The sequence below is a fragment of the Neoroseomonas rubea genome (genome assembly GCF_016106015.1).
Classification (GTDB): domain Bacteria; phylum Pseudomonadota; class Alphaproteobacteria; order Acetobacterales; family Acetobacteraceae; genus Neoroseomonas; species Neoroseomonas rubea.
The window spans coordinates 1-7,801 of sequence record NZ_JACADQ010000183.1; the positions used below are offsets into that span (position 1 = coordinate 1).

At 71.7% G+C, this 7,801-nt stretch carries 8 protein-coding genes; 1 reads left to right on the forward strand and 7 read right to left on the reverse strand.

Features of this window, described 5'->3' with window-relative positions:
• Positions 1-116 precede the first annotated feature (116 nt).
• The gene (locus tag HW577_RS16050) at positions 117-1,604 is read left to right on the forward strand and encodes a protein adenylyltransferase SelO (RefSeq protein ID WP_198377160.1); all 1,488 of its coding nucleotides are present in this window, start codon (positions 117-119) and stop codon (positions 1,602-1,604) included.
• Positions 1,605-1,846: 242 nt separating this feature from the next.
• Here HW577_RS16050 and HW577_RS16055 read toward each other — a convergent pair whose 3' ends face one another.
• From HW577_RS16055 to HW577_RS16085, 7 genes are all read right to left on the reverse strand, one after another.
• Positions 1,847-2,314 carry an Hsp20 family protein gene (locus HW577_RS16055; protein ID WP_198377161.1) on the reverse strand — a complete coding sequence of 156 codons (468 nt, stop codon included), beginning with the start codon at positions 2,312-2,314 and terminating at the stop codon, positions 1,847-1,849.
• Between the two features lie 374 nt (positions 2,315-2,688).
• The gene (gene rpmE / locus HW577_RS16060; protein WP_198377162.1) at positions 2,689-2,919 is read right to left on the reverse strand and encodes a 50S ribosomal protein L31; all 231 of its coding nucleotides are present in this window, start codon (positions 2,917-2,919) and stop codon (positions 2,689-2,691) included.
• Between the two features lie 102 nt (positions 2,920-3,021).
• The gene (locus HW577_RS16065) at positions 3,022-3,678 is read right to left on the reverse strand and encodes an ABC transporter ATP-binding protein (RefSeq protein WP_198377163.1); all 657 of its coding nucleotides are present in this window, start codon (positions 3,676-3,678) and stop codon (positions 3,022-3,024) included.
• Positions 3,671-4,447 carry an ABC transporter ATP-binding protein gene (locus HW577_RS16070; protein WP_198377164.1) on the reverse strand — a complete coding sequence of 259 codons (777 nt, stop codon included), beginning with the start codon at positions 4,445-4,447 and terminating at the stop codon, positions 3,671-3,673. The genes HW577_RS16065 and HW577_RS16070 overlap by 8 nt, the downstream gene beginning before the upstream one ends.
• Positions 4,444-5,379, reverse strand: a complete 936-nt coding sequence (locus HW577_RS16075; RefSeq protein WP_198377165.1) for a branched-chain amino acid ABC transporter permease — start codon at positions 5,377-5,379, stop codon at positions 4,444-4,446. The genes HW577_RS16070 and HW577_RS16075 overlap by 4 nt, the downstream gene beginning before the upstream one ends.
• Positions 5,376-6,311, reverse strand: a complete 936-nt coding sequence (locus HW577_RS16080) for a branched-chain amino acid ABC transporter permease (protein WP_198377166.1) — start codon at positions 6,309-6,311, stop codon at positions 5,376-5,378. Before HW577_RS16080 ends, HW577_RS16075 begins: the two co-directional genes overlap by 4 nt.
• A gap of 13 nt (positions 6,312-6,324) precedes the next feature.
• On the reverse strand, positions 6,325-7,629 hold the full coding sequence (locus HW577_RS16085; RefSeq protein WP_198377167.1) for an ABC transporter substrate-binding protein: 1,305 nt from the start codon (positions 7,627-7,629) through the stop codon (positions 6,325-6,327).
• Positions 7,630-7,801: the final 172 nt, after the last annotated feature.

Here is a 7,801-nt window from a genome sequence, read left to right on the forward strand (position 1 = left end):
GCCCGGGCGGCGGCGGTCGCCGCGGCCGCGCTGCCGTCCGCGAGGAGGATCCCGCGCCTCGGCCGCCCCTTGCGCCGCGCCCCGCCGCGCGCGATCTGCGGTCCATGCCGGATGACATGCCCCAGCCCACCGCCGGCCTCGGCCCGGCCTTCGACAATTCCTACGCCCGCCTGCCGGAACGGCTGTTCGCGCGGCTGCCGCCCACGCCGGTCAAGGCGCCGCGGCTCGTCCGGCTCAATACCGGCCTGGCGCGGGAGCTCGGCCTCGACGCGGCGTGGCTGGCCTCGGAGGACGGGGTGGCGATGCTCGCCGGCAACCGCATGCCCGACGGCGCCGAGCCGATCGCCCAGGCCTATGCGGGGCACCAGTTCGGGCATTTCTCGCCCAGCCTCGGCGACGGCCGCGCCATCCTGCTGGGGGAGGTCGTCACGCCGGCCGGGGCGCGGCGCGACATCCAGCTGAAGGGCTCGGGGCCCACGCCCTTCTCGCGGCGCGGCGACGGCCGGGCCGCGGTCGGGCCGGTGCTGCGAGAGTATATCGTCAGCGAGGCCATGGCGGCCTTCGGCGTGCCGACGACGCGCAGCCTGGCCGCGGTCGCGACCGGCGAATGGGTGTTCCGGGAGGATGCGGTTCCCGGCGCGGTGCTGACCCGCGTCGCGTCGAGCCATCTGCGCGTCGGCACCTTCCAGTATTTCGCCGCGCGGCGGGACATGGACGCGGTGCGCGTGCTGGTGGACCACGCCATCGCGCGGCACGACCCGGCGGCCGCGCAGGCCGCCAACCCCGCGCTCGCGCTGCTGGAAGGCGTGGTCGCACGGCAGGCGGCGCTCATCGCGCGCTGGCTCGCGCTGGGCTTCGTGCACGGCGTGATGAACACCGACAACTGCACCATCAGCGGGGAGACGATCGACTACGGCCCCTGCGCCTTCCTGGAGGCGTACCATCCCGAGACGGTCTTCTCCTCGATCGACCACCAGGGGCGCTACGCCTATGGCAACCAGCCGGGCATCGCGCATTGGAACCTCGCCAGGCTGGCCGAATGCCTGCTGCCGCTGATCGATGCGGAGGAAGACGCGGCGATGGAAGCCGCCAAGTCCGCGCTGGCCGGCTTCGCGCCGCGCTTCGGCGTGGCCTATCGCGCGGCGATGGCGCGCAAGGTCGGCATCGCCCAGGCGCAGCCCGAGGATGAGGCGCTGATCGAGGAGCTGCTCCGGCGGATGATGGAGGCGGAGGCGGATTTCACGCTCACCTTCCGGCACCTGGCCGACGCGGTGGAGGGCAATGACGCGCCCGTGCGCGCGGTGTTCGCCGACCCCGCCGCCTTCGACGGCTGGGCGGAAGGCTGGCGCGCGCGCCTGGCCCAGGACGGCCTCGCGCCCGAAGCCCGCGCGGCGGCGATGCGGCGGGAGAACCCGCTCTACATCCCGCGCAACCACCTGGTGGAGGAAGCGATCGCGGCCGCCGTCGATGGCGAGGATTTCTCCCGCTTCGAGACGCTGGTCGAGGTGCTGGCCCGCCCCTTCGACGCGCAGCCCGGCCGCGAACGGCACGCCCTGCCGGCGCGACCGGAGGAGCGGGTGACGCGGACCTTCTGCGGGACCTGATCCCGGGGAACGATGGGGCGTCGCCCCGCGGCCATGCGTGCTCCGCCCCGGTGGGTCGCTGCCCACCGATCGGATGGCTCCAGCCGGTAGGGCATCGCCGCGACGCCCCGCGGATGGCGACGGGCTGACCGTGCGACGCGCCGGGCGGGCATGCCCGGATGCGAGGCCCCGAACGCGAAGGGCCCGCATGCGCGGCATGCGGGCCCCGTCGAGGAGAGCCGGCGGGATGCGCCGGCGCGTGGTCAGGCCGCCTGGGCGGGCGTCGCCTCGGACTGGATCGCCGGCCGGCCGGCCTGCACCGGGATGCGGCGGGGCTTCAGCGCTTCCGGCACCACGCGCTTCAGCGCCACATGCAGCAGGCCGTTGGCGAGGTCCGCCCCCTGCACGACGATGTGGTCGGCGAGGACGAAGCGGCGCTCGAAGGCGCGGCCGGCGATGCCGCGGTGGAGGAAGCGGCGCCCATCCTCCGGCTGCGGCTGCGGCCGCCCGGTGATGGTCAGCGTGTTCTCCTGCGCGGTGATCTCGATGTCGGATTCGGCGAAGCCGGCGACCGCCATCGTCAGCACGTAGCTGTCATCGCCCGTCCGCTCGATGTTGTAGGGCGGGTAGCCATTGCCGTCCGGCGTGCTGCGCGCGGTGTCCATCAGGCGTGCGAGGCGGTCGAAGCCGATCGCGGTGCGGAAAAGCGGGGAGAAGTCGATCGCGTTCATGGAACCCCCTGTCTGAGCAAGGTCCGTTGCGGGGCGGATGCGGGCTCATGGGCCCCCGTCCGGGCGACCCTGCCGTTCCGCGTCGCCGGCCCCCGATGGGGCACCGCCGACGGGACGGAAATTGGCAACGGCGATCGGCCGTTCAAGAGGGGTCAGACAAACGCAAAACGGCCCGAGGCATGGCCTCGGGCCGGGAGCGCAAGGCGCGACCGCGCCCAACCCATCAGCCGCGCCGGGTGCGCCCGTGCATGGCGCGAAGGCAAGGGCCGCGGATGCGGCCCGCCCGCCGTCTGAGGGCACAACAAACGCCGCTGCGCCCGCCGTCTGAGGGCAAAAAAACCAAGGAAGAAGGCCTGCGCCTTCCTCCGGAAGGCTCAGGCCTTCTTCCGCGCGCCGATGCCGGCGAACTTCTTGTTGAACTTGGCGATCTGGCCGCCCGTGTCGATCACGCGCTGCTGGCCGGTCCAGGCCGGGTGCGACTTGGTGTCGATGTCCAGCCGCAGCGTGTCGCCCGGCTTGCCGTAGCAGGAGCGCGTCTGGAACTCGGTCCCGTCGGTCATGATGACGTTGATCACGTGATAGTCCGGATGCGTGTCGGGCTTCATCGGGCGGTGCTCATGCTCAAAGGCCCGCCGATACCGACCGGCGGGCAGGGAAGCGGGGCGTATAGGGGAGGGCGGGGCGGGGCGCAACCATCCGCCCGCCGTTCAATCCGGCGCGATCTCGCCCCGCTCGATCACATAGGTCTGCTCGACCAGCGGGCGGAGCAGTTCCGGGTTGCTTTCCGTGATCAGGATGGCGACGTCGGGCAGGGCGGCGCGCAGGCGCTTCAGGGCTTCCGCGTAGCGCAGCGCCAGCGCGGGGGCGAGGCCCTGGAAGGGCTCGTCCAGCAGCACCGCCTTGGTGCCGACCATCAGCGCGCGGCCCAGCGCCACCATCTTGCCCTGCCCGCCCGACAGCCCCGCCGCCTTGCGCGGCGCGAGCTCCTTCAGTTCCGGCAGCAGGCCGTAGACGCGGGCGAGGCGCTCGGCGATCTCCTGCTCCGACAGGCGCAGGACCTGGGCGGGGAGGAGCATGTTGTCCTCCACCGTGAAGGAGCCGAACAGGCGCCGGTCCTCGGGCGCATAGCCGATGCCGTGGCGCGGGCGGTGGTGCGGGGGCAGGCGCGTCTCGTCCTCCCCGTCGATCACGACCTTGCCGGTCGTGGCCGGCACCAGGCCCATCAGCGTGCGCAGCGTGGTCGTCTTGCCCGCGCCGTTGCGCCCGATCAGCGCGACGCGCCCGCCCGCGGGGACCTTCAGCGAGACGTTGCGCAGCACAGGCACGCCGGCGATGGCGACGGACACGCCCGAGAGTTCAAGCATGGGGCGCCTCCTTCGTCGGATGGCGCTCGATGCCGATCACTTCCCGCTGCACGGCGGGGTCGGCCAGCACTTCGGCCGGCGGACCCAGCGCGGCGATGCGCCCCTGGGACCAGACCGCGACGCGGTCCGCGAAGCGTTCCACCACGTCCATGTCGTGCTCGACGAAGACCGCCGTCACCTTCGCGTCCCGCAGCACGTTCACCAGCGTCTCGACGATCGTCATCTTCTCCGACGCCGCGACGCCGGAGGTGGGCTCGTCCATCAGCAGCAGGCGGGGCTTGAGTGCGACCGCCATGGCGATGTCGGCGAGCTTGCGCGCGCCCTCGTTCAGCGCGTCCGCCCGGCTGTCGGCGATGGCGGTCAGGCCGAAGCGGGCGAGGATGTCGCGCGCTTCGTCGCGATGCGACGGGCGCAGCAGGGGGGCGAGCGGCGACCAGATGCCCATCCGCGCCGCGACGGCGAGTGCCACGTTCTGCTCGACCGTGTGTTCGAGGAACAACTGCGGCAGCTGGAAGGACCGCGCGATGCCGAGCTTGACGATCGCGCGGGGGGAGAGGCCGGTGATGCGGCGGCCCTCATAGGCGATCTCGCCGGCATTGGGCTTGAGGTAGCCGGTCGTCATGTTGATGAAGGTGGTCTTGCCCGCGCCGTTCGGGCCGATGATGGCGAGGAACTCGCCCTTCATCACGTCGAGGTCGATGCCGTCGGCCGCGCGCACGCCGCCGAAGGCAAGCCGCAGGCCGGTCGCGCGGAGCAGCGCCTCGCTCATCGCCCACGCCCCCCAACGGCGCGCGCCGCCATGCCCCAGACGCCGCCCGGGGCGAACAGGATCACCAGCAGCAGCGAGGCGCCGAGGATCATCTGCCAGGCATCGGCGAAGGACGCCGCGGCGTAGACGCGGATCAGCTCATAGGCGGTGGCGCCGAGGAAGGGCCCGAGCACGCCGCCCGCCCCGCCCAGGATGGCGATGAAGACGAGTTCGCCCGAGGAGGTCCAGTAGGCGAGCAGCGGCGTGACGTGGCGGGAGGTCAGCGCGATCAGCGCCCCGCCCAGCCCGCCCACCATGGCCGAGAGCACATAGGCCGAGAGCAGCACGCCGCGCGCCGGCACGCCCATGAATTCGAGCCGCGTCTCCCGCGTCTTGATGCCCGCCAGCGCCTCCCCCATCGGGGAGGCGAGATAGAGGCGGAGCAGCAGGCCGAGGGCGAAGGCGAGGCCGAGCGCGATGCCGAAGATCGTCCATTCATAGGCGATGCGGTCGAGCGCCTGGCCGGCCACGGGCATGATCTCGACCCGGATGCCGTCGCTGCCCTTGGTGAAGTGATAGAGCTTCTCGAGCAGCGAGTAGAACACCATCGACATCGCAAGGTTCAGCATGCCGAAGAAGATCTGCCGGTAGCGCGTCACGAACAGGCCGATCAGCAGCCCGAGCGCGCCGGCGCCGAGGGCCGCGAGCGGCAGCAGCACCACGGCATCTCCCACGCGGGGGGCGAGGAAGGCGACGGTGTAGGCGCCGAAGGCGATGTAGAGCGCATGGCCGAAGGAGACCTGCCCCGCGCGCAGCAGCAGCAGGATGCCCATCACGGCGATGCCTTTCGCCAGCGCGATGGTCAGCACGAAGCGCAGCCAGGGGGCGGCCACCGCGGCGGCGATGATGGCGCCGGCCAGCGCCAGCGCGAGGATGGGCTCGATCCGCTTCATACGCGCCGCGTCTCGGTCACGCCGAACAGGCCCTGCGGGCGCACCAGCAGCACCAGCACCATGATGATGTAGGGCACGACGACTTCCAGTTCCGGCTCGAAATACACGGCGATGGACCGGCCGAGGCCCATCATCAGGGAGGTCAGCGCCGCGCCTTCGATCTGGCCGAGGCCCGCCGTCGCCACCACGGCGAAGGACAGCACGATGGTCTGCGCCCCGATCCCCGGCACGAGCGCGGCGGTGGGGGAGGAGAGCGCGCCGCCGAGGGCGGCCAGCATGGCGCCAAAGGTGAAGGTGAGGAGGAAGATCTTGGCCGCGTCGATGCCCATCGCGGTCGCCGCTTCCCTGTCGGTGGTCACCGCGACGATGACGCGCCCGGTCAGCGTCCGGCGCAGGAACCAGGCGAGGCCCACCAGCGTGACGACCGCGATGCCCGGCAGCACGAACAACTGGTAGTTAGTGAAGGGGATGAAGTCGGTGCCGAAGGGCACGTCGATGGTGCCCAGCAGCTTCATCGCCTGGTCGTGATGGATCGGCTGCACGCCCCAGACGAGCTTCTGCACGTCCTCGAGGATCATGAAGAGCGCGAAGGTGACGAGCAGCTGCACCACCTCCTCCTGCGCGTAGATGCGGCGCAGGAGCAGGCGTTCGATCAGCGGGCCGAGGATGGCGCCGACAAGGGCCGCCGAGAGCAGCAGCACCGGCAGCGACGCCCAGGCCGGCAGGCCGAGCGAGGTGAGGAACAGCCCGATCGAGGCCGCCGAATAGGCCCCGATCGCATAGAGGGAGCCGTGCGCGACATTGACGATGCGCAGCACCCCGAACACCAGGTTGAGCCCCACCGCGACGAGGAAGATCAACCCCGCGGAGGACAACCCGTCGAGCAGCGCGAGGCCGAGCAGAAGGCCATTGTCCTGGAACCACTCGGCCATGGCGCGCCCCGGCTCAGATCGACCGGCCGGCGGATTCGATCAGCGCCGGCGTCAGCGTCTTGAGCCAGTCCGTGCTCTTCTGCCCGACCGGCGCGGAGACCTGCGCGGGCGGATACAGCCGCATGTCCTTCGGCACCGCGAAGGGGAAGCGGTCGTTGAAGGAGGAGAGGCCGACGATCTGGTCCTCGAGCCCCTGGCCGTCCTCGCGCAGCGTGATGGTCGAGGTCGGCGTCGGGAAGGTCAGGCCGCGGAAGGCGGCGGCGAGCTCGGCATCCGACGGCCAGCCGCCGGACTTGGCGGCGACGGCCTTCTCCAGCGCCGCCTTCAGCGCCCAGACGGCTTGGGCCATGTGGTGGCAGGGGTAGATCGGGTATTCGTTGAAGCGCTGGCGGTAGGCGTTGACGAAGGCGTTGAAGGCGGCCGGGTCGCGCGGCGCCGGGTGGTTGTTCCAGTGATCGCCGCGCGCGCCGATGATGTGCCCTTCGGGCATCGAGCGGCCGAGGATCTGCAGCGAGGCCTCGGCCACGGGCAGCACGAAGGTGGTGCGCTCATGCAGCCGCCGCTCGGTCGCCTGCCGGATGAAGGTGACGAGTTCCCCGCCCCAGGAGGTCGAGTAGACCACGTCCGGGCGCAGCGCGAGCAGGCGGGTGATCTCGGTCGAGAAGTCGGTCGAGCCGAAGCGGGGGAACATCTCGGCCACCACGCGCACGCCGGGCTTCAGCGCGTCCATGGCGGTCTTCCAGATCTCCCAGGAATCCCGGCCCCATGCGTAGTCCTGGTTGATCACGGCGACGGTGCGGATGTTGGGCTTGGTGCGCAGCAGGTACAGCAGCGGCGCCAGCACCTCGGGCGTCGCGTAGCCCTGGGTGCGGAAGGAATACTCGTAGCGCGCCTCCTCGAAGATGCGCTGCGTGCCGCAGTCCCAGAGCAGGTTCACCTTCGACAGCTCGCGCGACAGCGGCGTGCAGGCGAGGCAGGAGCCCGAGGAGATCGACTGGAAGATCGCGTTGACGCCTTCGGACTGCACCAGGCGGCGGATCTCGCCCACCAGGTGGTCCGTGCCCGGGCCTTCGTCGACGAAGATGGCGCGCACCGGCACGCCGGCGATGCCGCCCGCGGCGTTGATCTGGTCGATCAGCATCTCGCAGGCGCGGCGGGACGGGACGCCGAAGACCGAGGCGGGGCCCGAGAGGAAGGTGGTGACGCCGATCTTGAACTCGGCGGGCTTCTGGGCCGGCTGCGCCGACAGCGTCGAAGGCAGCACGACGGCGCCGAAGCCGGCGGCCAGCACCTCACGGCGCGAGAGCGTGTTCGTCATCTGGGGTCCTCCCTCGGGCGCGCCGCGGGTTGGATCCCGGGCGTCAGGCCGGCAGGATGGACGCCGATCGGCGCCGCGCGCAAGACGGCGCGGGCCGATGGACCCGGCGCGGCGCGGGTGCCGGAGCGGTTCGCCCGCGGCCGGACCCGCCCGCGGGCGCGACGATGCGCGC